Genomic DNA, 23,447 nt, shown 5'->3' with positions numbered 1-23,447 from the left:
CGGCGGCGCGCATCCGCGAATCCGGCATGACGCTGGAGACCGACAAGGACTTCGTCGATCGCTACCTGGTCAAGACCGGCAACCGCGACGCCCTGGGTTCGGATTTCCGCTACCTGCTGGCGCCGCGCATTACCGACTACGTGGCGCATGAGGATTATGTGGTCATCGAGCGCACCGAGTGGGGCGACCAGATCGGCCGCCTGGTTGCCGTGAAAGAGCGCGGCGAGGTTGTCGCCAGCGAGGAGGGCGTGATTGCCGCGTTCAAGGCACGCAGCCAGCGCGTCCTGGACCTGCGCGAGCAGATCGAGGAGATCGAGACGGGTGCGATCGGCAGCATCAATTACGCCATGGAGGAGCTTCGCCTAGAGCAGCGCCGCCTGGAGATCGAGGATGCGCTGACCAGCGAGCTGCAGCAGGACATCAATGCGCGCCGCGCCGCCCTCGATGCGGACTACCAGGAGCTGCAGTCCGAGTTGAATGCCCTGTACCGGGACATCAATCGCGACAGTTACGTCGTTGAAATCATGGGCGGCCGCCAGGTCGAAACGCCCATGCAGCGAGTGGTGCGCGCCTACTGGCCGAATGGCATGGGCCTGGTCGGCCAGTTGGGCTTCTATGGCGAGAAGATCTGGGAATTCGTGTCGGAAGGTCCGCGCGAGGCCAACACCGAGGGTGGTGTGTACCCGGCCATTTTCGGCACGGTTCTGATGGTGCTGTTGATGTCGGTGTTCGTCACGCCTTTCGGGGTGGTCGCAGCCGTGTACCTCAAGGAATACGCCAAGCAGGGACCGTTGACTCGAACCATTCGCATTGCCGTTAACAACCTCGCGGGCGTGCCGTCGATTGTCTATGGCGTCTTTGGCCTGGGCTTCTTCGTCTACTTCCTGGGCGGCAGCATCGACGAACTGTTCTATCCCGAGGCACTGCCGTCGCCGGTGTTCGGTACACCAGGCCTGCTCTGGTCGTCGCTGACGCTTGCGCTGCTGACCCTGCCGGTGGTCATTGTCGCCACTGAAGAGGGCCTGTCGCGCATCCCCCGTTCGATCCGCGAGGGCAGCTATGCGCTGGGTGCCACCAAGGCCGAAACGCTGTGGCGCACCGTGTTGCCGATGGCATCGCCAGCAATGATGACCGGCCTGATCCTGGCGGTGGCACGTGCCGCCGGCGAGGTCGCCCCGCTGATGCTGGTGGGTGTGGTCAAGCTGGCACCGTCGCTGCCGCTGGATGGCAACGCACCGTTCCTGCACCTGGAGCGCAAGTTCATGCACCTGGGCTTCCATATCTATGACGTCGGCTTCCAGAGCCCGAACGTCGAGGCGGCCCGGCCGCTGGTCTACGCCACGGCCTTCCTGCTGGTCTTTGTCATCGTGACACTGAACCTGTCGGCCGTCGGCATCCGCAATCACCTGCGCGAGAAATTCCGCGCTCTCGAGAACTGATCGGGCAGGAATACGAACATGACAAACCACGAATCAACCGAAACGAGTTCAGCCATGAATGAACAAGCCAATGGTGCGTCCAAGACGCACGCCATCGACATGAGCCAGTTGCAGCGGGGCGCCGAGTCCCTGTCGCTTGCCAACGAGGACATCTGCATGCAGGTCGACAAGCTGTCGCTGCGCTATGGTGAAAAGCAGGCCCTGCACGGCATCGACCTGCAGATCCCGCGGCAGCGCGTAACGGCATTCATCGGGCCGTCTGGTTGCGGCAAGTCGACACTGCTGCGCTGCTTCAATCGCATGAACGACCTGATCGATGATGTTCATATCGATGGGCGTATACTGATTGATGGCGAGGACATCTACGATCGACGCGTCGATGTGTCGGCGCTGCGACAGCGGGTGGGCATGGTCTTCCAGAAGCCGAACCCGTTTCCGAAGTCGATCTACGAGAATGTCGCTTACGGGCTGCGCTTGAAGGGCGTCAACAAGCGCCACGAGCTCGATGACAAGGTCGAGTGGGCATTGAAGGGTGCCGCCCTCTGGGAAGAGGTCAAGGACCGCCTGCACGATTCCGCCTTCGGGCTTTCCGGTGGCCAGCAGCAGCGCCTGGTGATTGCGCGCTCGATTGCCATCGAGCCGGAAGTGTTGCTGCTTGACGAGCCGGCCTCGGCACTGGATCCGATCTCGACACTGAAGATCGAAGAACTGATCTACGAGTTGAAGTCGCGCTATACCATCGTGATCGTCACGCACAACATGCAGCAGGCGGCCCGTGTTTCCGATTACACCGCCTTCATGTACATGGGCGACCTGATCGAGTTTGGTGATACGGATACCTTGTTCACCAAGCCGGAAAAGAAACAGACCGAAGACTACATTACCGGCCGATACGGCTGATCGCTTGCTGGCAGGCAGGAGCAGAGCAATGGACAAACTGAATCTCGATCATCACATTTCCCAGCAGTTCAACGAAGAGCTGGAAGACATCCGCAACCACGTTCTGACCATGGGCGGCATTGTCGAGCAGCAGATCGGTGACGCGGTCGACGCCCTGATAGACGGTGACAGCGAAAAGGGCCAGAAGGTCGTTCGCGAGGATGCCAAGGTCAACAACCTCGAGGTGCTGATCGACGAGGAATGCAGCCGCATCCTGGCGCGACGCCAGCCGGCGGCCAGCGACCTGCGCCTGATCGTGGCGATCATCAAGACCATCACCGACCTGGAGCGCATGGGCGACGAGGCCGAGAAGATCGGTTACCTCGCCACCCGGCTGGCAGAGGACGAGCGCCCGGTCGCGGACTACAACGCCATCGAGAACATGGGCGGCAAGGTCAGGAGCATGCTGCAGGGAGCACTGGATGCGTTTGCCCGGCTTGATCCGGAAGCGGCCGTGGCAATCGCCAAGCAGGATGAAAAGGTGGACCGCGAGTACGAGGCCATCCTGCGACAGTGCATCACTTTCATGATGGAAGACCCGCGCAACATCAAGCGGACACTGGACGTGATGTGGTGCGCGCGTGCCCTGGAGCGCATCGGCGACCACGCCAAGAACATCTGCGAATACATCGTCTACCTGGTGCATGGCAAGGATGTACGCCACACCGATATCGAGGCAGTGGAGAAGGAGCTGGCTGCGAAGCAGTAATCGCAGTGCCGCACACTGATCACTGGTGAACATTATTTCGCCAGCGATTTTTTTTGGCTAGAATCTGCCGGCATCGGCGTTCTCGGGTACGATTGACGCATGCGGGTACTGTTTGCCAGCGAATACAACAGTTGCCGAAGCCAGATGGCGGAGGCGATCTTCAACCTGTTGTCTGCGGAGGGTTCGGAAGCGTTCAGCGCGGGTTTCGAGCCTGTTGGCTATGTCGATGCCTACGCCATTGCTGTCATGCAGGAGCTGGGCGTGGACATTACCTACAACCAGTCCAAGGGTCTCGAGGACCTGCCGGCCATCGAATTCGATGTCGTGGTGGCCATCAACTGGCCCGAGCCGGAGGTGCTGGCGAAGGGCCGCATGCAACTGGACTGGGATCTCTCGGACCCTTCCGGCATGGGTGTCGAGGAATGCCGCAGCATTCGCAATGAATTGCGAAGCCGGATCGAACGCCTGATTTCCGCACCATTGCCGGTCAGCTAGGGCCGCAGCACAACAGCACAGGAATTTGTCCATGTATCTGGATGGAAAACGTTACCGATTGTCGAACCTGGCCGGCTTCCTGGCCTGCAGTGGCCTGATGGCCTATGCCTATTACGCCCAGTTCGTACTGGGCCTGGAACCTTGCCCGTTGTGCATCTTCCAGCGCGTCGCCATGATCGCGCTGGGCCTGGTGTTCCTGGCGGCGGCCCTGCAGGGCGCCCGTGGTGTCGGGCGCAAGGTCTATGGCGGGCTGGTCTTGCTGGCGGCGGGCAGCGGTGTCGGTATCGCGGCGCGCCACGTATGGCTGCAGAACCTGCCGCCCGACCTGGTCCCGTCCTGCGGGCCGGGCCTGGATTACATGCTGGACGTGTTTCCGCTGGGCGAAGCACTGAAGATGGCGTTCACCGGTTCCGGTGAATGTGCCGAAGTCGACTGGACGTTGCTGGGACTGAGCATGCCGACCTGGACCCTGCTGGCCTTTGCCGGCCTGGGTCTCGCTGGATTGCTGGTGAACTTCTCGCGATCCAGCCGGTGAGTCGACAGCCCGGATGCAGGAAAGGCGTCGCCGGGTGAACGGTCGACGCCTTTTTTCATGCCCGGGTGAGGGTGGTCAGCCCAGTCGTGAAGCCACTTCGACAAGCACGGCGGTGTAGGTCTCGGCCAGCTGGTCCAGTTCCGCCACCGAAACCTGCTCGTCAAGCTGGTGGATGGTGGCGTTGATGGGCCCGAGCTCGACGACCTGCGCACCGCTGGGTGCAATGTAGCGGCCGTCGGAGGTGCCACCACCGGTGCTGTGCTCCGGCGTGCGGCCGCAGACCTGCTGGATGGCGGCATCGACGGCGTCGCGCAGCAGGCCGGGTTCGGTGTAGAACGGCTCGCCGGATTCGCGCCACTCGATGTCGAACTCGATATCGTGATACCTGAGTTCCTCGACGACCTGGTGGCGCAGTCGCTGCGATGTCAGCGCGGGGGAGTAGCGGAAATTGAAGGCGCAATCCAGGGAGCCGGGAATCACGTTCTCGGCACCCGTGCCGGCACTGATGTTCGAAATCTGGAATGACGTTGGCGGGAAAGAGTCCTGGCCATGGTCCCAGATGCGTTCGACCAGGCCCTCGAGCCCCTTGATGGCCTGGTGAATCGGGTTCATTGCAAGATCCGGGTAGGCCACGTGCCCCTGCTTGCCCTTGATCCGCAGCTTCGCGTTCAGCGAGCCGCGACGACCGACCCGGATGACATCACCCAGCGCGTCCCGGCTCGACGGCTCGCCGACGATGCAGTAATCGATCTGTTCGTTTCTTGCCGCCAGCGTTTCCATTACCGCCAGGGTGCCATCCCTTGCCGGACCTTCCTCGTCACTGGTGATGAGGAAGGCAATCCGGAACGCGGGTTCCGGCGTGTCCGCGAGGAATTGCCCGGTAGCCGCGAGCATGGCTGCGAGGCTGCCCTTCATGTCGGCCGCGCCGCGACCGTGCAGGATGCCGTCTGCGACCACGGCATCGAAAGGCGGATGTGTCCATTCGGTCTCGGGACCGGTCGGCACGACATCGGTGTGTCCGGCAAAGGCGAACAGCGGGCCGTCGTCTCCGCGCACCGCCCAGAGGTTGCGAACCCCGTTGCGGTCCAGCCACTCGCAGCGGAAACCCAGGGATTCCAGCCGCGCGGCGAGCACGTCCTGGCAGCCGGCGTCGTCCGGTGTCACCGAGCGGCGGCGGATCAGTTCCTGGGCGAGTTCGAGTGTCCTGCTCATGATGGCCTCACTTCTCGATGGCAGCTTGCCAGTCGCCTGGCTTGAAGCCCAGCAGGGCAAAGTCCCGGCCGGCCAGCACCGGACGCTTCATCAGCGTCGGGTGCTCTAGCAACAGCGCCGGGATGTCGTCCATCCGCCTGGCAGATTCATCGAGCTGGCGCCAGGTGGTCGAGCGGCGGTTGACCAGGGCGTCGCCGAAACGCCGTTCCCAGTCGGCCAGTGTCTTGCGATCCAGTGGCTGCTCGCGCACGTCGTGGAATTCGTGGGCGACACCCTCGCTATCAAGCCACTTCCTGGCCTTGCGGCAGGTGTCGCAGTTCGGGATGCCGTAAAGGATCATGCTTCTTCCTATGCCTCTTCTTGCGCCGATCGCAGCAACGAATTGATGCCGACCTTGGCACGGGTCTTTTCATCGACCTTCTTCACGATCACGGCACAGGCCAGGCTGTACTTGCCATTGGCTGCGGGCAGGGTGCCCGGCACCACCACGCTGCCGGCCGGCACCCGGCCATAGATGATCTCGTCCTTGTCGCGATCATAGATCCGGGTCGACTGACCAAGGAACACGCCCATGCCGATCACCGCGCCTTCTTCGACAATGACGCCCTCGACCACTTCCGAGCGCGCACCGATGAAACAGTTGTCCTCGATGATCGTTGGTGTCGCCTGCAGGGGTTCCAGGACGCCGCCGATACCGGCGCCGCCGGACACGTGCACGTTGGCACCGATCTGTGCGCAGCTACCCACTGTTGCCCAGGTGTCGATCATGGAGCCAGCGCCGACCCAGGCGCCGATGTTGATGTAGGACGGCATCAGCACGGCGTCCTTGCCCACGTAAGCGCCCTGGCGAACCATGGCCGGCGGCACTACGCGCACGCCATCGCGATGAAAATCATCGGTCGAGTAGCCGCTGTACTTCATCGGCACCTTGTCATAGAAGCGCGTGAAACCGCCTTGCACCACGTCGTTGTCGTGGGTGCGGAAATACAGCAGCACGGCTTTCTTCAGCCATTCGTGCACCACCCATTCACCATCGATCTTCTCGGCGACCCGCTCCTGGCCCCGGTCGAGTCGCATGATGGTTTCGTCAATGGCTTCGCGCAGGTCGGGCGAGGCGGAGGCCGCGCTCAGGCCATCGCGCTCCTCGAAGGCGTGTTCGATGATGTCCTGCAGGTTGCTCATGATCGCTCCCGTGTTTCGTGTCGGACTTGCAATGATTCGATGACGCGGCGGATGCGCCAGAGTGCATCTTCGCAAGCCGCGAGGTCCGGTACCAGCGAGACGCGAAGGTAGCCCTCGCCGGGGTTGCCGCTGTCGGTATCACGTGACAGGTAGCTGCCTGGCAGGGTGGTCAGGTTCTCCTGCTGGAACAGCTTGCGGGCAAAGGTCTCGGCGTCGATCGGCGTCTTCATCCAGAGATAGAAGGTCGCCGAGGGAATGTCCAGCTCGGTCACTTCGCCGAGGATCTTCTCGGCCAGTGCGTATTTCTGTCGGTACAGTCGCCGATTGTCGGAGACATGCGCATCGTCGTTCCAGGCGGCAATGCTCGCGTGCTGGGCCGGCAGCGGCATCGCGCAGCCATGGTAGGTCCGGTAGGCAATGAAGGGCTGGATGATGTCGGCATCGCCGGCCGCAAAGCCCGAGCGCAGGCCCGGCAGGTTGGAGCGCTTGGACAGGGAATGCATCACCACGCAGCGCTTGAAATCGTTCCGGCCCATGGCCTTGCAGGCCTCCAGCAGCCCGGGCGGCGGCGTGCCGGCTTCGTCGTAAAGCTCGGCATAGCATTCATCGGAGACAATGATGAAGTCGTGCTCGTCGGCCAGCCCGATCAGTTCCTGCATCTGTTCGATCGACATGACCGCGCCGGTGGGATTGCCTGGCGTGCAGATGAAAACAATCTGTGCGGCTTGCCAGGTTGCCTGGTCGATGCGTGAAAAGTCGGGCAGGAAGCCGGTCTCCGCCGTGGTATTCATGTACACCGGCTCGGCGCCGGCAAGGTAGGCCGCGCCTTCGTAGATCTGGTAGAAGGGATTCGGCATCAGGACCGCAGGCGCGCCCTTGCTTGCGTCGATTGCCGCCTGCACGAAGGCGAACAGGCCCTCGCGAGTGCCGGTCAACGGCACGACGTGCTGTTCGGGGTCGATCAGCTCGCCGAGGTCGTAACGTCGCTGCAGCCACGCCGCAATCGCCTGGCGGAGTTCGGGAATGCCGCGTGCCTGGGGATAGGCCGCCAGGCCTTCCATGTGCTTTTCCAGCTCGGCGATCGCGAAGGCCGGTGGCGCATGTTGCGGCTCGCCAATCGACAGCGCGATGTGTGCCTTGTCGGTCTCGGGTGTGACGCCGGCTTTCAATGCGGCCAGGCGTTCGAAGGGGTAAGGCTGCAGTTTCTTGATAAAGGGATTCATGCCCGTTTCATTCTCGTTGTTGTGGTTTGTCCTGCTGGCATGCCTCGCCAGCCGTGACGATGTCAGCTGTTGGGAGCGAGCTTCTGTTCCAGCAGCGACCTCAGCTGTTCTTCTTCTTCGGGTGTCAATGCCGCATTGGCGCTGGTGGTCATGAAGAACACGTCTTCGGCACGCTCGCCGATGGTCGCAATCTTGGCATTCTGCAGGCGAATGTCCAGTGCGTCGAAGCAGGAGCCGATGCGCGACAGCAGCCCCGGCATGTCTTGCGCAACCACCTCCATGGCAGTTCGTTCGCGGTTGGGCACGACCGAAAAGCTGATTCGTGGCTCGGTCGTGAAGATGCGCATCTGCCGCGGAGTGCGCCGCTGGACCCGCATGGAGTTGGCATCGGCATTCAGGCGCTGCTGCAGGGTCGCGAGAATGTGCTGCTCGCGCTGCGGATCATCGATGGTGCTGCCATCGGCTTCCAGCACCGTGTAGGTGTGGATGACCTGCTCGGGACCGATCACCACGATGCGGGCAGCGACGACGGTCAGGCCAAGCTGTTCCAGTGCGGCGGTGACCTGTCCGAACAGCGAGCTGTCGTCGCGACCGGCAAGGAACACCGATGTTCCGCCATCGTCATTTTCACGCCGCATGTCGAGCAGGATGCTTTCCTGCTTGTTCGCGCTCAGCAGGCTGCGGGTATGCCAGGCGATCTCGCCTGGCACGTGTTGCAGGAAGTACTCGTCGTTCAGGCTGTTCCAGAGGTCAAGCACGCGTTCGGTGTTCACCGCCTGGCTGGCCAGCAGGGCGATGGCCTCGTCCTTGGTTTCCTTGATCAGCTCTTCGCGATCCAGCGGGTTTTCGAGGCCCTGGTTAAGGGCCCTGTGGGTGGCTTCGTAAAGATCGCGAAACAGCCGCGCCTTCCATGAGTTCCACAGCTCCGGGTTGGTGCCCCGGACATCGGCCACGGTCAGCAGGTAGAGGTAATCGAGATGCAGGTGGTCGCCCACGGTGCCGGCGAAGGTGTTGATGACTTCGGGATCCGCGATGTCCTTCTTCTGGGCGGTGACCGACAGCAGCAGGTGGTGCCGGACCAGCCAGGCCACCAGTCGCGCATCGTAGTTCGACAGGCCGTGTTCCAGGCAGAACACCTCGGCATCCTCGGCGCCAAGTTCGGAGTGATCACCGCCACGGCCCTTGGCAATGTCATGGAACAGGCCGGCCAGGTAGGCGATTTCCGGCTTCGGCAGGGCCTGCATGATCTTGCTGCAGACCGGGAATTCCTCGTCGTAGCGGGGCAGGGCAAAGCGCCGCAGGTTCGACAGCACCATCAGCGTGTGTTCATCGACGGTATAGGCGTGGAACAGGTCGAACTGCATGCGCCCGGTGATCTGGCCGAAGGCCGGGAGGTAACGGGCCAGCACGCCGTAGCGATTCATGCGACGGAACTCGTGGGTCACGCCGCGCGGCTCGCGCAGGATCTGCATGAACAGCTCGCGGTGTTGCGGTTGCTGGCGGAACTCGTCATCGATCAGGTGACGGTCGCGACGGATGCAGCGGATGGTGCTCGGGCTGACGCCCTTGATGTCGGTACGCTGCTGCAGCAGGTGGAAGATTTCCAGCAGCGCCGATGGTTGCTCCTCGAACACCTTGTCATGGCAGATCTCGATGATGCCGTTGCGCAGCTGGAACCGCTCGTTCAGCGGCTCGGGCTCGCCGCCGTTCTGCTCGAACAGCTCCTCTTCGAAGAGTTCCAGCAACATTTCATTCAGGCGCGACAGTTCCATGACCGTCCGGTAATAGGTCTGCATGAACTGTTCGACGGCCAGGTTGCTGTCGCTGTCGCTGTAACCGAACTGCTTGGCCAGCTTGAGCTGGGCATCGAACAGCAGGCGCTCCTCGCGGCGACCGAACAGCAGGTGCAGTGCAAAGCGGATCTTCCACAACAGCTGCCGCCCCTCCGCCAGGCGCTGGAACTCGTCCTCGGTCAGGAAGCCGTGCGAGGCCAGCGCCGACAGCGAGCTCGACTGGAAGTGCCGCTGCGTGACCCAGGCAATGTTCTGGATGTCCCGCAGGCCGCCGGGACCTTCCTTGATGTTCGGTTCGAGGCGATAGGCGGAATCGTTGAATCGCCGATGGCGACCGCGCTGCTCCTTCATCTTGGCAGTGAAGAAATCGCGTGCCGGCCAGATGCTGTCGGGGCTGGTTAGGGCCTGCATTTGCGCATGGCATTCCGGGTTGCCGATCAGCAGGCGGGATTCCATCAATGCCGTGGCGATGGTGACATCGGCTTCGGCTTCGCTGCGGCACTCGTCCGGGGTGCGTACGCTGTGACCCACTTCCAGCCCGATGTCCCAGAGCATGGTCAGGAAGCGTTCGATACGTTGCTCGATGGTGCCGCTCGGTGCCTCGGACAACAGGATGAGTATGTCGATATCGGAAGCCGGGTGCAGCTCGCCGCGGCCAAAGCCGCCCACGGCGACCAGGGCGCAATGCTCGGGCAGTTCGACCTGTTGCCAGATGCCGCGCAGCAGGGCATCGACGGCTGCGGCCCGCGCCTGCACCAGCGGCTCGATGGGGTGTTTGGGGGAAAAGGCCGCGGCAAGTTCGGTATCGAAACCGTCAAGCAGCTCGCGGACATGCTGGATGGCATTGGGCTGCGCCAGTGCCGAGGTCAGGGCCCGCGTATCCAGGACAGGGGGTTCGGGCGGGCGAGCGCTCATCGGCTCAGAGATCGTCCTCTTCCTGGCGACGTGTCAGGACTTCGACACCGTCGGCTGTCACCAGCACGGTATGTTCCCACTGCGCCGACAGGGAGTGATCCTTGGTGACCACGGTCCAGCCATCCGGCAGCAGCTTCACCTGGCGCTTGCCGGCATTGACCATGGGCTCGATGGTGAAGGTCATGCCTTCTTCCAGCGTCAGGCCGGTGCCGGGCTTGCCGTAGTGCAGCACCTGCGGATCCTCGTGGAACACCCGGCCAATGCCATGGCCGCAGTACTCGCGGACGATGGAATAGCGATGCCCCTCGGCAAACTGCTGGATGGCATGCCCGATATCACCCAGCCTGACGCCGGGCTTGACCATGCGGATGCCGGTCAGCATGGCTTCGCGGGTGATCTCGGCGAGGCGCTTTGCTTGCTGGTTGGGCTCGCCCACGAAGAACATCTTGGAGGTGTCGCCGTGGAATTCGTCGTGGATCAGCGTCACGTCGATGTTCACCACATCACCGTTTTTCAGCTTTTTGTCCCCCGGAATGCCGTGGCAGACCACGTGATTGACCGAGGTACAGATGGATTTCGGGAAGCCGCGGTAATTCAGCGGGGCAGGAATGGAGTCCTGCTCGCCCGTGATGAAGTCGTGACAGATCTTGTCCAGCTCGGCTGTCGTCACGCCGGGCTTGACGTAATCCCCAATCATTTCAAGGGTTTGCGCAGCCAGCTTGCCGACCTTGCGCATCTTTGCCTGTTCTTCCGGGGTCTTGATGGTGACCGTCATGTTCAATCCTTGCTGACTGGGTGGCGGCTGGGATGAAAAATCCTTGCGCTACAGGGCCTTGTGACCCGAAAAGACCCGAAAAAGGGTTTGTGGCCAAAGGCCGCCTACTCTATAATGCCGCCTCTTTTTTGGCAAACCACACCACACGTGCATCGACACATGGTTCGGGGTGCTCCGGAATCACCGCCTCAGCAGGCGGCTCCGCGGGTCGAACCATGGGATGTACGGAGGCTCAACCCCAGGAGTACAACATGAGCAATGTATCTATGCGCCAGATGCTGGAAGCTGGCGTGCACTTCGGTCATCAGACCCGTTTCTGGAACCCCAAGATGGCGCCGTACATTTTCGGCGAGCGTTCCAAAATCCATATCATCAACCTCGAGAAGACCGTCCCGGCCCTGGATGACGCGCTGAACTTCGTCAGCAAGCTGGCGGCCAACCGCGGCAAGATCCTGTTCGTCGGTACCAAGCGTGCAGCTCGCAACGTCATTCGCGAAGAAGCGGGTGCCTGCGGCATGCCGTTCGTTTCGCATCGCTGGCTCGGCGGCATGCTGACCAACTTCAAGACGGTGCGTGGCTCCATCAAGCGCCTGATGGACCTGGAAGCCCAGGCTGCCGACGGCACCTTCGAGCGCCTGACGAAGAAGGAAACCATCGTCCTGCGCCGCGAGATGGAAAAGCTCGAGCGTTCGCTGGGCGGCATCAAGGACATGAACAGCCTGCCTGACGCGCTGTTCATCATCGATGTCGGCTTCGAGAAGATTGCCGTGAAGGAAGCCCGCAAGCTGGGTATTCCCATCATCGCGGTCGTCGACACCAACAACTCCCCGGATGAGGTCGATTACGTCATCCCGGGCAACGACGACGCCATCCGTGCCATTCGTCTTTACTCGCACGCCGTTTCCGAGGCAATCCAGAACGGTCGCCAGTCGGTGCCGGTCGGCGAGGGCAGCTCGGACGACTTCGTCGAGCTGGACGAGCAGGGCCAGGTGAAGGCTTCCGCACCGAAGAAGGCAGCCCCGAAGAAGGCTGCGCCGAAGAAGGAAGAAGCCAAGACCGAAGCGCCGAAGAAGGCCGATGAGCCGAAGGCCGAAGAGCCCAAGGAAGAGGTCAAGGAAGAGGCCAAGGAAGAAGCCAAGGAAGCTGCACCGAAGAAGAAGGCAGCTGCCAAGAAGTCGACGGCCAAGAAGAAGGCCACGACCAAGAAGGCTACTGCCAAGAAGGCGACGACCAAGAAGAAGGCAACCACCAAGAAGGCGGCTGCCAAGAAGAAGACGGCTGCCAAGTCCGACGACTCGGCCGAGTAAGCGCGTCTGGTGATTCGGTCGGCCGGGCGCTTGCGCCCGGCCGTCTGCCAAGCGAATTCGTTATTCAGAAATATTCAGAGGTAACTCCCCATGGCGATTACTGCTGCAATGGTTAAGGAACTCCGCGAGCGCACCGGCGCTGGCATGATGGAGTGCAAGAAGGCGCTGACCGAGGTCGATGGCGACATGGACGCTGCGATCGAGCACATGCGCAAGACCGGCCTGGCAAAGGCCGACAAGAAGGCTGGCCGCGTGGCTGCCGAAGGCAAGATCGAAATCGCATTCAGCGATGACGGCAAGAAGGCCGCCATCGTCGAAGTGAACTGCGAAACCGATTTCGTGGGTGGTGGCGACGAGTTTGGCGGTTTTGCTGCCAACGTGGCCAAGGCCATCCTCGAAAACGAGCCGGCCGATGTGGATGCGATCAACGAACTCGAGATCGAAGGCGGCACGGTCGATCACGTTCGTCGCGAGCTGATCGCCAAGATCGGCGAGAACATCGGCGTGCGTCGTTTCCAGGTCGTCAATGCTGCAGGCAAGCTGACGCATTACTCGCACGGCGCTCGTATCGGCGTGCTGGTCGATGTCGAAGGCGGTGATGAAGAGCTGGGTCGCGACCTGGCCATGCACATCGCTGCCGTCAAGCCGCAGTTCGTGTCGGCTGACGACGTGCCGGCCGACGTGCTGGCCAAGGAAAAGGAAATCCTCATCGCCCAGTCGCAGGATTCCGGCAAGCCGGCCGACATCATCGAAAAGATGGTCGAGGGTCGCCTGCGCAAGCACCTGGCCGAGATCACGCTGGTCGGCCAGCCCTTCGTGAAGGATCCGGACATGACCGTCGAGAAGCTGCTGGCTTCCAAGTCGGCCAAGGTTGCAGGATTTGTCCGCTACGAAGTGGGCGAGGGCATCGAGAAGAAGGAAGAGAACTTCCGTGACGAAGTGATGGCCCAGGCCCAGAGCGCCAAGTAAGCCTCCGCTTCGCGCATTTTCCTGTCGTGCAGGCCCTTGCGGGCTGCACCACGGGCGGGGGAATGCGGTAAACTGCTGTTCGCCAAGCCCCGCATTGCGGGGCTTGGCGCAAGTGGCCACCCCGAGTGGGGGCCATCGGAGAGCGGCAAGCGGCCAGCTTAGTCGCCAGGCAACGGGTACAGGCGATCGAGGATCAGGGCATGTCAGACGGTGAACCGGCGTTCAAACGAATCCTTTTAAAGCTGAGCGGTGAAGCATTGCTTGGTGATGCCGGTTACGGCATCGACCCCAAGGTCATCGTCCGCCTCGCCGACGAAATACGCGACATCTCGTCCCGCGGCGTGGAAGTCGGCATTGTCATCGGTGGTGGCAACATTTTCCGCGGCGAGGGCCTCGCCGAGGCTGGCATGGATCGGGTCACCGGCGACCACATGGGCATGCTGGCAACGGTCATGAACGCCCTGGCACTGCAGGACGCCCTGGAGAAGATGGGTGTCTATGCGAGGGTCATGTCGGCGTTGCGCATCAACGAAGTCTGCGAGGACTACATCCGTCGCCGTGCCGTGCGACATCTCGAAAAGGGTCGCGTGGTCATTTTCGCGGCCGGTACCGGCAATCCTTTCCTCACTACCGACACGGCCGCGGCCCTGCGTGCCAACGAGATCAACGCGGACCTGCTGCTGAAGGCGACCAAGGTGGATGGTGTCTACGATGCAGACCCGGTCAAGAACAAGAATGCCAAGCGCTACGACACCCTGTCGTTCGACCGCGTGCTGTCGGACAAGCTGGGCGTCATGGATGCAGCGGCCATCGCCCTTTGCCGTGACAACAACATCCCGCTGCGCGTTTACAACATGAACAATGCCGGTGACCTGGCAAGAATTGTCTGCGAAGGCAACAGTTCGCTGGGCACGCGAGTCGATAACGGAGAGCAGGCATGATCGACGAATTCAAGAAAGATGCGGCCAGCCGCATGCAGAAGAGCGTAGGCAGTTTCGAGACCGATCTCGGCAAGGTGCGCACCGGGCGTGCGCACACAAGCCTGCTGGATCACATCACGGTCGAGTACTACGGTTCCGAAGTGCCATTGAGCCAGGTTGCCAACATTGCCGTCGGCGATGCTCGCACCCTGACGGTGCAGCCGTGGGAAAAGACCATGGTGCCGGTGATCGAGAAGGCCATCATCCAGTCCGATCTCGGCCTGAATCCGAATACCGCTGGCGAGATCATCCGCATTCCACTGCCCCAGCTGACCGAAGAGCGTCGCCGCGACCTGATCAAGGTGGTGCGTGGGGAGGCGGAGTCGGCGCGCGTCGCGATTCGCAACATTCGCCGTGACGTGCTCGGCGACATCAAGGATCTCCTCAAGGAAAAGGAGATCACTGAAGATGACGAGCGCCGCGCCCAGGACGATATCCAGGGCCTGACCGACAAGTACGTCGGTGAAATCGACTCCCTGCTCGAAAAGAAAGAGAAAGAGCTGCTGGAAGTCTGAGGCATGGCCGAACCGACCGACGCCAGTTCCAGGGAAGCCGCCGGGGATGTTCCCGGACACGTAGCCATCATCATGGATGGCAACGGCCGCTGGGCGCAGCGTCGTTCGAGGCCGCGGGCCTTCGGGCACCGCGCCGGCCAGCAGGCGCTGGAGTCGACCTTGCGGGCGGCGCGCGAGCTGGGTATCGGCACCTTGACGGTTTTCGCCTTCAGCAGCGAAAACTGGGAGCGCCCGCAGGACGAAGTGGAAAGCCTGATGAGCCTGTTCGTATCGGCACTGGAAAAGAAGGTGCCGGAGCTGATCGAGAACGGGGTCTGTCTCGGCTTTGGCGGTGACCTGGAGCGTTTCCCCGCCAAGCTTCGCAAGGGGATGGACGCTGCCGAGCAGGCAACGGCCCTCGACAGTGCAGCCTTGCGACTGAATGTCGCGGTTGGCTACGGCGGCCGCTGGGATATCGTGCAGGCGGCGAGGTCGGCTGCCAGCAAGGGCGAACTGACCGACGAAACACTGGCCGCCAACCTGGCCTTTGCCGATAGCGGCGAGCCGGACCTGTTGATCAGGACCGGCGGCGAATACCGCATCAGCAATTTCCTGCTCTGGCAGCTGGCATACACGGAACTGTATTTCACGGATTGCCTCTGGCCGGACTTCGACAAGGCAGCGCTGGCTGCGGCGGTCGACTGGTATGCAGGCAGGGAACGCCGGTTTGGCCGGATCAAGGAAGCAGGGGGAGAATCCTGAGATGTTGCTGCACCGCGTTCTGACAGCCCTCGTCCTGCTGCCGCTGGTATTCGGACTCATTCTGTTTGCCCCGCAGCCGTTTTTCGAGGCCGCCGTGGTGCTCGTTATGGCAGCGACCGCGCGCGAGTGGGGTCGCCTTGCGCAGTGCGGCCGTACCGTGGAATTCGGACTGCCTGTCCTGGTCGCGCTGGTTCTGGCAGGAATCTCCATATTTGATTCCGCATTCTGGGCGCATTCTCTGTTGCTTGCGGCACTGGCCCTGTGGTCTCTTTCACCGCTGTGGTTGTGGCGCCGCTGGAAACTGCCTGCCGGCGCCCATTGTGTTGCCGCCATGGTGTTGCTGCCGGCCGCGGGCCTGGCGCTGATGTTGCTGCATGAGCTGGGTGAATTTGGCGTCTGGTTGATCGCCGTGCTGCTGATGGTCTGGGCGACCGACGTAGGTGCCTACTTCGCGGGACGCGGTTTCGGCAACAGGAAACTGGCGCCGAGCATCAGTCCGGCCAAGACCTGGGAAGGCGCCCTGGGCGGCATTTTCCTGGCGGCGGCGGTCGCTGCCGGGATTGCCTTCTGGCAGGCGCAGGGTCTCTGGCTCGAGTGGAGCATTGGCGGGCTGCTGGTAGCCGCTGCCTCGATTGTCGGTGACCTGATCGAAAGCCTGTTGAAGCGGCAGGCCGGTATCAAGGACAGCGGGCGCATGCTGCCCGGGCACGGCGGGGCGCTGGATCGACTGGATTCCCTGCTGCTGGCGGCACCGGTCTTCCTGGCTTACGGCATGCTGGCCGGCCTGTTTGCCGGTCAAGCGCCGGCCTGACCGGGCGAGAGAACAAATACGAAGGCACGTGCTGCGGCTGGAAAGCATCCACCTCGCGGCATGGCCGGAAAGACACCTTTTATATCGGATCTGCATCAAGCAATGAGCGTGGTAATCAGCATTCTGGCCTATGCGGTCGCTATCAGCCTGCTCGTGACGGTTCACGAGTTCGGGCACTATTTGATGGCGCGCTGGATGAAAGTGCCGGTGCTGCGTTTCTCGGTCGGTTTCGGCAAGCCCCTGTTGCGCTGGCAGCCGAAGGGCAGCGAGACCGAGTTTGTCATCTCCGCCTTGCCGCTGGGTGGCTACGTCAAGATGCTCGACGAGCGGAATCCGGATTTCCCCATCGGCCGGGAGGCCGAGTCGTTCAATCGCAAGGCCATCTGGCGCCGCGCCCTGATCCTGGTCGGCGGACCGATGTTCAATTTCCTGTTTGCCATCGCGGCCTACTGGCTGGTTTTCGTGGTCGGCATCCCGAGCTTCGCCTCGATCGTGGGAGACGTTGCGCCGAACTCGCCGGCAGCTCGAGCCGGGGTGGAGCAGGGTGACCGGATCACCGCGGTCGAAGGAACCCCGATCCGGACCTGGTCGGCCGCCAGCATCGAGTTGCTCGAGGGCGTTCTCGATGGCGGGACACTGGAACTGACGCTGGACCGTAACGGTCAACAGCGTGATGTCAGGATTGCAATCGATGATCCCAAGGCGCTGACCGAACCGGGCGAGTTGCTGCCGGGGCTCGGTCTCAGCCAGGCCCTGCCACAGTCCTACGTGGCCAGCGTGTTGCCGGATTCACCGGCGGAACGGGCCGGTCTGCAGGAAGGTGACGTGTTGCTCCGCCTGGATGGCGAGCCGCTGCGATTCGGTGGGAGGCTCAGCCAGGCAACCGCAGACAATGCCGGCAACACACTGGAAATCGACGTGCGGCGCGGTGATCGCGAGCTGACCGTTGCGGTCGTACCGGAAGTCATCGTCGTTGACGGTGTCGAGCGCTCCCGCATCGGGATTGGCGAGGCCATTGCCAGGGAAGATATCGAGCGTTTCATTGCGCGTGACACGCTCGGGCCGGTGGCAGCTGTCGCCGCCGCCGCGACGAAAACCTGGGATTTTTCGGTGCTGACCCTGCGCGTGCTGGGTCGGATGGTTGTTGGCGACGTGTCGTTGCGCAATATCAGCGGCCCGATCAACATCGCATCCTACGCCGGAACGACGGCGAGTTACGGCCTTGTGCCGTTCCTGTCGTTCCTGGCAGTCATTTCCATTTCGCTGGGCGTAATCAACCTGTTGCCGGTTCCCTTGCTGGACGGTGGGCAGCTGTTGTTCCTCGGCGTTGAAGGAATCAAAGGCAGCCCGCTGTCGGCCGCGGCCGAGGCGAGCAGTCAGCAGATTGGAATTCTGCTCATTTTCGGATTCATGTCGCTCGCGATCTACAACGATTTCGCGCGACTGTTCGGTAACGGAGGTTAAGGTTTGCGGAAGCTGGCGTTTGTTCTTGCATTGATGATGGCGGTTGCCATCGCTCCCAGGGCGTCTGCCCAGGAGGCATTCGTTCTCGAAGACATCGAGATAGCCGGCTTGCTTCGCATCTCGGAGGGTACGGTATTGAATTACCTGCCCCTGACGCCGGGCGATACGGTGGGTCGCGACGACATTCAGGTTGCGGTGCGTTCCTTGTTCAGGGCCGGGTTCTTCAAGGACATCGCGGTGCGCCGTGACGGCAATGTCCTGATCTTCGTGGTCGAGGAACGACCATCGATTGCTGCCTTCGAGGTGATCGGCAACAAGGATATCGAGACGCCCGTTCTCATGCAGATCCTTCGTTCGGAGGGTCTGGCCGAAGGCCGCGTCTTCGATCGCTCCGTGCTCGAAGGGATGGAGACGGAGATCTATCGCGTCTACCACAGTCGTGGCAAGTACAGCGTGCACATCAACACCCAGGTGAAGGAGCTGCCCAACAACCTGGTGGATGTCAGCATCGGCATCAACGAAGGTGCACTGGCCAGCATTCGTGACATCAACATCATCGGCAACGAAGTATTCAGTGACGAGCTCTTGCTCGAGCAGATGCAGCTCGAGGTGTCCGGGTTCTGGTCGTGGACGGACGATGCCGACAAGTATTCACGCGAAGCCCTGGTCGGCGACCTTGAAGCGCTGCGTTCCTATTATCTCGACCGTGGTTATGCGGACTTCAACATCATCGACGTGCTGGTATCCCTCTCGGATGACCGCGAGGACGTGTTCCTCACGCTCCGTGTCGAAGAAGGTGACGTCTATACCGTAGAGAGCAGCGAGTTCCGTGGCGACCTGAAGACCGACGAGGAAGCCTTGCGGTCGATGATCATCCTCAAGGACGGCGAAACGTTCTCGATGCAGCTTGCCGAGGCCGGCGCCATTTTCATGACACGCACCTTCGAGTCGCGCGGTTACGCCTTTGCGGAAGTGGAACCCGTTCCCGAGGTCGATCGCGAGAACAAGACAGTGAAGGTCGTGTATCAGATCGATACCGGCGCGCGCACGTTTGCGCGCAACATCATTTTCAAGGGCGCGCCGAAGACCAATGACGAAGTGTTCCGTCGGGAAATGCGCCAGTTCGAATCCGCCTGGTTGAGCAATGCCCTGATCGAGCGCGGCAAGGTCCGTCTCGAGCGGCTGCCCTTCGTCGAGAGCGTGCAGTCGGGCACGGAGCCCGTGGTCGGCGAAGGAGACCTGGTCGATGTGACCTACGAGATCAAGGAACGCTCGGCAGGCAACTTCCTGGTCGGCGTCGGTTTCGGCGGCAGTGCCACCGGTACCCTGCTGAATGCCTCGGTGACCCATGCCAATTTCATGGGAACCGGCGAGCGCGTCCAGGTGGCGGCTGTTTCCAGTTCCTTCTCCAAGCAGCTGGTGCTGTCGCACACCGATCCCTATTCGACCATCAATGGCGTCAGCCGGACGCTCGAGCTGATCTACCGCAGTTCGGATTCCTTCGGCCGAGGCCTCGAGGAATTCAACACCGAGACCTATGGCGCTGCTGCCGACTTCAGTTGGCCGATCAGCGAGTACGAGTACTTCGGCGTCGGGCTGTCGGCAAACGTGAACGAGCTGACCGGTACGGACAGTGCGGGGCAGGGTGGTTCGTCGCTGACCATCACGAACTTCATCACCGATCCCGCGCATGGTGAAACGCGCAGTGTTCCCTTGAATCCGACGATCGACCTCATCGGCATCAAGTACACCGACGTCAACGCCACGGCTTCGTACTCCTATGACACGAGAAACCGGTCGATCTTCGCGACGCGTGGTCGCCAGCGCATCCTTTCCGTCACTGCTGCCGGCGCGCCGGGTGATGTCGACTACTACCGTGGACGTATTTCACAACGTGACTTCTTCCCGATTGGCGCAGGCTTCACGCTGACAACCATCGGCACGATTCGTTTTGCAGACACCTACGGCGAGACGTCCGAGCTGCCGCCGGGCCAGCGTTTCTTCGCCGGCGGTTTCGATACCATCAGGGGCTTCCGCGAGTCCTATCTCGGACCTCGTGACGAGACGACCTATGACGCCGACGGCAATGTTGCGCATATCGGCACCGGCTTCCCGACGGGCGGCAAGCTGAGCACCTTTGCACAGGTGGAGCTGCTGCTGCCCAACTATGGCGCCGAGGATCCGACGACGCCGCCGGAGAATACCCAGTTCAGCCTGTTCTTCGACACCGGCAGTCTCTATGAAGAGTTCGACGACTTCGATGTCGACCAGTTCCGTACGTCGGCTGGTGTTGCAGCCACGTTCCTTACGCCCATCGGTGCACTGCGCTTCAGCTATGGTTACCCCCTGCGTACGCGGGATGGTGACCGCACGGAGCGAATCCAGTTCACCGTGGGGCAGGTTTTCTAGAGTTACCAATGAAGATGCATTCAGGAGAAGCAACCATGCGTAAAATCTTGATCGCCGCCTTCGCGGCATTCGGCCTTTCCTTCAGTGCGCAGGCAGCGGATCTGAAGATCGGTTTCGTCAACATGCAGGCTGTCATCCAGGCCGCACCGGAAGCCGAGCAGGCCCGGAAGACCCTGGAAGAAGAGTTCAAGCCGCAGCAGCGCGACATGATCGCAGACAGCAACGAGCTGAAGTCGCTGCAGGAGCGCTACCAGAAGGACGGCGCCGTGATGAGCGATTCCGAGCGCCAGAACATGGAGCGTCGCATCCGTGACCTGCAGCGCGACCTGCAGCGCCGCGAGCAGCAGCTGCGCGAGGACCTCCAGATCCGCCAGAACGAGATCATGGGCAGCCTGCAGCGCGTGGCTTTCGAAGCCACCAATGCCTTCGCCAAGGAAAATGGCTATGACATCATCCTGATCGAAGGTGTTGCTTATGTCAGCGAAGCCGTTAATGTAACTGCTCAGGTAGTCGAGCGCGTTCGCGGTGCTTCCGCCGAAGGCAACTGAGCGGTAACAGAAGGAACACACCATGGTTACACATCGCCTGGGCGACATCGCTCGGGACTTCGATCTCGAGTTGCGTGGCGATGAAAACCTTGTGATCAGCGGGGTCGGTACTCTTGCGAGTGCCGGCCCCGATTGCATTGGCTTCCTGGCCAACAGCAAGTACCGGTCGCAGCTCGGCAGCAGCAGGGCAGGCGCGGTGATCCTGGCGCCGGCGGATGCCGAGGCGTTCGACGGCAATGCCTTGCTGTCGGCCAATCCCTACCTGGCGTTTGCCCGTGTCGCAGCGTTGTTCGAGCCGCAGCGGCCTGCAGGCCAGGGCGTTCATGCTGCCGCAGTTGTCGACGCGCAGGCAGAAGTGGATCCGTCCGCAACCGTGATGGCCGGCGCGGTCCTGGCCAGGGGGGTTTCGATCGGAGCCGGAGTCGTGATCGGCGCCAACTGCGTGCTGGAGGATGGCGCCCGGGTTGGCAAAGGCACGCGGCTCGCGCCCAATGTCACGCTGTGCCGGGACGTGGTGCTGGGCGAACGCTGCATCGTGCATCCCGGGGTCGTGATCGGTGCCGATGGCTTCGGCCAGGCACCGGACGAGGGCAAGTGGGTCAAGGTTCCGCAACTGGGCAGCGTGGTCATCGGCAACGATGTGGAGATCGGTGCCAACACGACCATTGATCGCGGCGCGCTGGGCGACACCGTCATCGAGGACGGGGTGCGGCTGGATAACCAGATACAGATTGCCCACAATGTCGTGGTTGGCGCACACACCGCGATTGCAGGCTGTACGGCCGTGGCTGGCAGTACCAGGATCGGTCGACATTGCATGATTGCCGGCAAGGTCGGCATTACCGGTCACCTGGACATTGCCGATGGCACGACGATCCTGGCCAGTACCCTGGTCGCGCGGTCGATTGGCGAACCGGGCGTGTATTCCGGCAGCTACCCGATGGAAAGGCTGCGCGAGTGGCGCAAGAACACGGCGCGGGTCCGGCAGCTGGACGAGCTGGCGAGGGAAGTCCGGGCATTGCGCAAGAAAGATTCTTCAGACAAACAATGACATCCAGACCGGTCGCGGCGATGCAGCCGGGCCGGCATTTTTCGAGGGGCAGACGTGAGCGAATCGATTCAGCTGGACATTCACCAGATCATGCAGCAGTTGCCGCATCGCTATCCTTTCCTGATGGTGGACAGGGTGACCGAGTGCGTGCCGGGCAAGCACCTTACGGGCATCAAGAATGTCACCGTCAACGAGCCGTGCTTTACCGGGCATTTCCCGCACCGTCCGGTTTTTCCGGGAGTATTGATCCTCGAAGCGCTGGCCCAGGCAACCGGCCTGCTGGCATTCGCGACCATGGGCAAGCCGCCGGAAGGCAACCAGCTGTACTACTTTGTCGGTATCGACAAGGCGCGTTTCAAGAAGCCGGTCGAGCCGGGTGACCAGTTGGTACTGAAGGTCGAGGTCGAGCGGACAGTGAAGGCTGTCTGGAAGTTCAAGGGCGTGGCCGAAGTGGACGGCAAGGCTGTCTGTGTCGCGGACCTGATGTGCGCGGCGAGAGAGTTTGCCTGATAACGACGAGCAGCCAGGGAGCAAAGCGTTGATCCATCCAACAGCCATAGTGGATCCGTCGGCCAGGCTGGCCGACGATGTCGAGGTCGGCGCCTACTCGGTGATCGGGCCGGATGTGGAGATCGGTTCGGGGACGGTGATCGGACCGCATGTCACGGTGGAAGGGCCCACCGTCATCGGCAAGGACAACCGGTTCTACCAGTTCAGTTCCATCGGCGCGGCGCCGCAGGACAAGAAGTATGCTGGCGAGCCGACCAGGCTGGTTATTGGCGACCGCAACACCGTGCGCGAATTCTGCACCTTCAATCGCGGTACGGCGCAGGACCGTGGCGAGACCACGCTGGGCGATGACAACTGGATCATGGCCTATGTCCACATCGCCCACGATTGCGTCGTGGGCAGCAACGTCATCCTGGCCAACACCGCAACGCTCGCCGGACACGTGCATGTCGGCGATTACGCCATCCTCGGCGGCTTTTCGAAGGTTCACCAGTTCTGCCATATCGGCGCGCACGCGTTCTGCGGCATGGATTCCGGCCTGAACCAGGACGTGCCGCCCTATGTCACCGCGTCCGGCATGCCGGCACGACCGGTCGGCATCAATTCCGAGGGCCTGAAACGGCGTGGCTTCACCGCCGAGCAGATCCTCAATATCAAGCGGGCCTACAAGACGCTGTATCGCTCGGGCCTGCGCCTGAGCGAAGCCCAGGAGCGACTCGAGGCGCGGGCGTCCGAACACGAGGAACTGAAGCTGTTCGTGGACTTCCTGGCTGACAGCTCGCGAGGCATCATTCGCTGATGCCGAGCGGGAGTCGAGCATGACCCGCATCGGCCTGGTTGCCGGCGAAGCCTCAGGTGACATTCTCGCAGCCGACCTGATGGCCGGTTTGCGGACCATCGAGCCGGGCTTCGTGGCGGAAGGCAT

The 23,447-nt window shown here is 62.0% G+C and carries 23 protein-coding genes; 17 read left to right on the top strand and 6 right to left on the bottom strand.

Features of this window, described 5'->3' with window-relative positions; all coding sequences use genetic code 11:
* The 5 genes from pstA to R3217_05830 all read left to right on the top strand — a co-directional run.
* Window positions 1-1,439: phosphate ABC transporter permease PstA (pstA, locus tag R3217_05850; protein MDX1454965.1), on the top strand; the 1,439-nt coding region annotated here is incomplete at its 5' end.
* 54 nt (window positions 1,440-1,493) lie between these two features.
* On the top strand, window positions 1,494-2,339 hold the full coding sequence (pstB, locus tag R3217_05845; GenBank protein ID MDX1454964.1) for a phosphate ABC transporter ATP-binding protein PstB: 846 nt from the start codon (window positions 1,494-1,496) through the stop codon (window positions 2,337-2,339).
* 28 nt (window positions 2,340-2,367) lie between these two features.
* Window positions 2,368-3,087: a phosphate signaling complex protein PhoU gene (gene phoU, locus R3217_05840; GenBank protein MDX1454963.1), complete on the top strand. Its 720-nt coding sequence runs from the start codon at window positions 2,368-2,370 to the stop codon at window positions 3,085-3,087.
* A 99-nt stretch (window positions 3,088-3,186) separates the two neighbouring features.
* A complete protein-coding gene (locus R3217_05835) occupies window positions 3,187-3,582 on the top strand; it encodes a hypothetical protein (protein MDX1454962.1) in 396 nt (131 codons plus the stop codon).
* Between the two features lie 31 nt (window positions 3,583-3,613).
* Window positions 3,614-4,117, top strand: a complete 504-nt coding sequence (locus R3217_05830) for a disulfide bond formation protein B (GenBank protein MDX1454961.1) — start codon at window positions 3,614-3,616, stop codon at window positions 4,115-4,117.
* A gap of 75 nt (window positions 4,118-4,192) precedes the next feature.
* Here the strand turns inward: R3217_05830 and dapE are convergent, their stop codons facing one another.
* The 6 genes from dapE to map all read right to left on the bottom strand — a co-directional run bounded on the left by dapE (window position 4,193) and on the right by map (window position 11,217).
* Complete coding sequence (gene dapE, locus R3217_05825; protein MDX1454960.1) at window positions 4,193-5,329, bottom strand: succinyl-diaminopimelate desuccinylase; 1,137 nt, start codon at window positions 5,327-5,329, stop codon at window positions 4,193-4,195.
* 7 nt (window positions 5,330-5,336) lie between these two features.
* Window positions 5,337-5,669, bottom strand: coding sequence for a Spx/MgsR family RNA polymerase-binding regulatory protein (locus R3217_05820; GenBank protein MDX1454959.1), 333 nt, complete (start codon window positions 5,667-5,669; stop codon window positions 5,337-5,339).
* 8 nt (window positions 5,670-5,677) lie between these two features.
* A complete protein-coding gene (dapD, locus tag R3217_05815; protein ID MDX1454958.1) occupies window positions 5,678-6,511 on the bottom strand; it encodes a 2,3,4,5-tetrahydropyridine-2,6-dicarboxylate N-succinyltransferase in 834 nt (277 codons plus the stop codon).
* A complete protein-coding gene (gene dapC / locus R3217_05810) occupies window positions 6,508-7,734 on the bottom strand; it encodes a succinyldiaminopimelate transaminase (protein ID MDX1454957.1) in 1,227 nt (408 codons plus the stop codon). Before dapC ends, dapD begins: the two co-directional genes overlap by 4 nt.
* A 62-nt stretch (window positions 7,735-7,796) precedes the next feature.
* Window positions 7,797-10,442 (bottom strand): [protein-PII] uridylyltransferase, encoded by a 2,646-nt coding sequence (gene glnD / locus R3217_05805; protein MDX1454956.1) that lies wholly within the window; start codon window positions 10,440-10,442, stop codon window positions 7,797-7,799.
* A 4-nt stretch (window positions 10,443-10,446) separates the two neighbouring features.
* The gene (gene map, locus R3217_05800; protein ID MDX1454955.1) at window positions 10,447-11,217 is read right to left on the bottom strand and encodes a type I methionyl aminopeptidase; all 771 of its coding nucleotides are present in this window, start codon (window positions 11,215-11,217) and stop codon (window positions 10,447-10,449) included.
* A 251-nt stretch (window positions 11,218-11,468) separates the two neighbouring features.
* Between map and rpsB the strand changes: the two genes are divergently transcribed.
* The 12 genes from rpsB to lpxA all read left to right on the top strand — a co-directional run bounded on the left by rpsB (window position 11,469) and on the right by lpxA (window position 23,321).
* A complete protein-coding gene (gene rpsB, locus R3217_05795) occupies window positions 11,469-12,524 on the top strand; it encodes a 30S ribosomal protein S2 (GenBank protein ID MDX1454954.1) in 1,056 nt (351 codons plus the stop codon).
* Between the two features lie 90 nt (window positions 12,525-12,614).
* Window positions 12,615-13,493, top strand: a complete 879-nt coding sequence (tsf, locus tag R3217_05790) for a translation elongation factor Ts (GenBank protein MDX1454953.1) — start codon at window positions 12,615-12,617, stop codon at window positions 13,491-13,493.
* Window positions 13,494-13,693: 200 nt separating this feature from the next.
* Window positions 13,694-14,434: a UMP kinase gene (gene pyrH, locus R3217_05785; protein ID MDX1454952.1), complete on the top strand. Its 741-nt coding sequence runs from the start codon at window positions 13,694-13,696 to the stop codon at window positions 14,432-14,434.
* Complete coding sequence (frr, locus tag R3217_05780) at window positions 14,431-14,988, top strand: ribosome recycling factor (GenBank protein MDX1454951.1); 558 nt, start codon at window positions 14,431-14,433, stop codon at window positions 14,986-14,988. The genes pyrH and frr overlap by 4 nt, the downstream gene beginning before the upstream one ends.
* 3 nt (window positions 14,989-14,991) lie before the next feature.
* Window positions 14,992-15,729, top strand: coding sequence for a polyprenyl diphosphate synthase (uppS, locus tag R3217_05775; protein ID MDX1454950.1), 738 nt, complete (start codon window positions 14,992-14,994; stop codon window positions 15,727-15,729).
* A gap of 1 nt (window position 15,730) precedes the next feature.
* Window positions 15,731-16,540: a phosphatidate cytidylyltransferase gene (locus R3217_05770; GenBank protein ID MDX1454949.1), complete on the top strand. Its 810-nt coding sequence runs from the start codon at window positions 15,731-15,733 to the stop codon at window positions 16,538-16,540.
* A 102-nt stretch (window positions 16,541-16,642) separates the two neighbouring features.
* Window positions 16,643-18,004, top strand: a complete 1,362-nt coding sequence (gene rseP / locus R3217_05765) for an RIP metalloprotease RseP (GenBank protein ID MDX1454948.1) — start codon at window positions 16,643-16,645, stop codon at window positions 18,002-18,004.
* 3 nt (window positions 18,005-18,007) lie between these two features.
* A complete protein-coding gene (bamA, locus tag R3217_05760; protein ID MDX1454947.1) occupies window positions 18,008-20,413 on the top strand; it encodes an outer membrane protein assembly factor BamA in 2,406 nt (801 codons plus the stop codon).
* Window positions 20,414-20,448: 35 nt separating this feature from the next.
* Window positions 20,449-20,961 carry an OmpH family outer membrane protein gene (locus tag R3217_05755; protein MDX1454946.1) on the top strand — a complete coding sequence of 171 codons (513 nt, stop codon included), beginning with the start codon at window positions 20,449-20,451 and terminating at the stop codon, window positions 20,959-20,961.
* Window positions 20,962-20,983: 22 nt separating this feature from the next.
* A complete protein-coding gene (gene lpxD / locus R3217_05750) occupies window positions 20,984-22,012 on the top strand; it encodes a UDP-3-O-(3-hydroxymyristoyl)glucosamine N-acyltransferase (GenBank protein ID MDX1454945.1) in 1,029 nt (342 codons plus the stop codon).
* 54 nt (window positions 22,013-22,066) lie between these two features.
* Entirely contained in the window at window positions 22,067-22,522 is a 456-nt protein-coding gene (gene fabZ / locus R3217_05745) for a 3-hydroxyacyl-ACP dehydratase FabZ (GenBank protein MDX1454944.1), read from the top strand.
* A gap of 28 nt (window positions 22,523-22,550) precedes the next feature.
* Window positions 22,551-23,321 carry an acyl-ACP--UDP-N-acetylglucosamine O-acyltransferase gene (gene lpxA, locus R3217_05740; protein ID MDX1454943.1) on the top strand — a complete coding sequence of 257 codons (771 nt, stop codon included), beginning with the start codon at window positions 22,551-22,553 and terminating at the stop codon, window positions 23,319-23,321.
* The last annotated feature ends 126 nt before the right edge of the window (window positions 23,322-23,447 follow it).

It is taken from the genome of Gammaproteobacteria bacterium, assembly GCA_033720895.1.
In the GTDB taxonomy this organism is placed as follows: Bacteria; Pseudomonadota; Gammaproteobacteria; order Natronospirales; family JAJUFS01; genus JAWWBS01.
Note: the sequence above shows the minus strand (reverse complement) of the source record. Positions and strands in the feature narration are given on the sequence as shown.

Coding starts and splice junctions, on each gene's coding strand:
- pstB (MDX1454964.1), top strand. CDS start 1,494: ATGAATGAACAAGCCAATGGTGCGTCCAAGACGCACGCCATCGACATG.
- phoU (MDX1454963.1), top strand. CDS start 2,368: ATGGACAAACTGAATCTCGATCATCACATTTCCCAGCAGTTCAACGAA.
- R3217_05835 (MDX1454962.1), top strand. CDS start 3,187: ATGCGGGTACTGTTTGCCAGCGAATACAACAGTTGCCGAAGCCAGATG.
- R3217_05830 (MDX1454961.1), top strand. CDS start 3,614: ATGTATCTGGATGGAAAACGTTACCGATTGTCGAACCTGGCCGGCTTC.
- dapE (MDX1454960.1), bottom strand. CDS start 5,329: ATGAGCAGGACACTCGAACTCGCCCAGGAACTGATCCGCCGCCGCTCG.
- R3217_05820 (MDX1454959.1), bottom strand. CDS start 5,669: ATGATCCTTTACGGCATCCCGAACTGCGACACCTGCCGCAAGGCCAGG.
- dapD (MDX1454958.1), bottom strand. CDS start 6,511: ATGAGCAACCTGCAGGACATCATCGAACACGCCTTCGAGGAGCGCGAT.
- dapC (MDX1454957.1), bottom strand. CDS start 7,734: ATGAATCCCTTTATCAAGAAACTGCAGCCTTACCCCTTCGAACGCCTG.
- glnD (MDX1454956.1), bottom strand. CDS start 10,442: ATGAGCGCTCGCCCGCCCGAACCCCCTGTCCTGGATACGCGGGCCCTG.
- map (MDX1454955.1), bottom strand. CDS start 11,217: ATGACGGTCACCATCAAGACCCCGGAAGAACAGGCAAAGATGCGCAAG.
- rpsB (MDX1454954.1), top strand. CDS start 11,469: ATGAGCAATGTATCTATGCGCCAGATGCTGGAAGCTGGCGTGCACTTC.
- tsf (MDX1454953.1), top strand. CDS start 12,615: ATGGCGATTACTGCTGCAATGGTTAAGGAACTCCGCGAGCGCACCGGC.
- pyrH (MDX1454952.1), top strand. CDS start 13,694: ATGTCAGACGGTGAACCGGCGTTCAAACGAATCCTTTTAAAGCTGAGC.
- frr (MDX1454951.1), top strand. CDS start 14,431: ATGATCGACGAATTCAAGAAAGATGCGGCCAGCCGCATGCAGAAGAGC.
- uppS (MDX1454950.1), top strand. CDS start 14,992: ATGGCCGAACCGACCGACGCCAGTTCCAGGGAAGCCGCCGGGGATGTT.
- R3217_05770 (MDX1454949.1), top strand. CDS start 15,731: ATGTTGCTGCACCGCGTTCTGACAGCCCTCGTCCTGCTGCCGCTGGTA.
- rseP (MDX1454948.1), top strand. CDS start 16,643: ATGAGCGTGGTAATCAGCATTCTGGCCTATGCGGTCGCTATCAGCCTG.
- R3217_05755 (MDX1454946.1), top strand. CDS start 20,449: ATGCGTAAAATCTTGATCGCCGCCTTCGCGGCATTCGGCCTTTCCTTC.
- lpxD (MDX1454945.1), top strand. CDS start 20,984: ATGGTTACACATCGCCTGGGCGACATCGCTCGGGACTTCGATCTCGAG.